Raw genomic sequence first — 639 nt, 5'->3', positions numbered from 1 at the left:
GCTTCGCGCAGGTAATGCGCCGAACGGTCGAGCGCATGGCCGGTCAGGAGTGCGGGCTGCTGACTGAGTCCCATCAGCTCCGGGGCGAGCGTGGCGGCCAGCTCTGTCCCGTGCGCCTGCATAAAGTCATTCAGCCGGTTGCGGATACTGATGCGTTGCACCGCTTCATGGGAGCGGATATAGCGCCCGGCGGCCTGATTTATCTCCCATTTTTTGACATCGATAATGTCGCGCAGTTCCTGCATAATTGCCGGGATACGGTCATCCCCGGCCAGCACCTGTTCCTGATATTCCTGCTCTGCGGCCGCCAGTTCGGCTTTACGGTTCAGCCAGGCGGTTTCGTTCTTCTGACAGGCTTCAAAGGCCTGCTGTAGCGTGAGGGTGGTCATGGTCAGTTCTCCCCTGATTAATGACGGTATGGCGAGCTGTAGCAGCCCTGCACGTTACGGGGTGCCGGGGGTGTGACCGGCTCCGCGACAGGCGGCGCTTTCTCCGCCGGGGGCCGGATAACCTCGTCGATGGCTTCAGTGGTGCGGAACGTCGCCGAGCACTCAATATTGGTGCACTGGTGATAGCGCTGTTTGACGTTCTCCGACAGATAGCGGGAGGTGCGCGCATGCGCCTACTTTTTGCAGAACG

General features: G+C 60.6%; 1 protein-coding gene and 1 pseudogene. Both read right to left on the bottom strand.

Annotated elements, in window-relative coordinates; genetic code table 11:
* The coding region (locus HHU12_RS34465) for a phage polarity suppression protein (RefSeq protein WP_032449213.1) at nucleotides 1-389 on the bottom strand (389 nt) is incomplete at its 3' end.
* Between the two features lie 17 nt (nucleotides 390-406).
* Nucleotides 407-610 (bottom strand): annotated as a pseudogene (locus tag HHU12_RS36050) (ogr/Delta-like zinc finger family protein); the annotation flags it as partial.
* Nucleotides 611-639: the final 29 nt, after the last annotated feature.

It is taken from the genome of Flammeovirga aprica JL-4 (assembly GCF_012844305.1).
GTDB lineage: Bacteria > Bacteroidota > Bacteroidia > Cytophagales > Flammeovirgaceae > Flammeovirga > Flammeovirga aprica.
The sequence above is the reverse complement of the archived record's forward strand: the minus strand, read 5'-3'. Positions and strand labels throughout refer to the sequence as shown.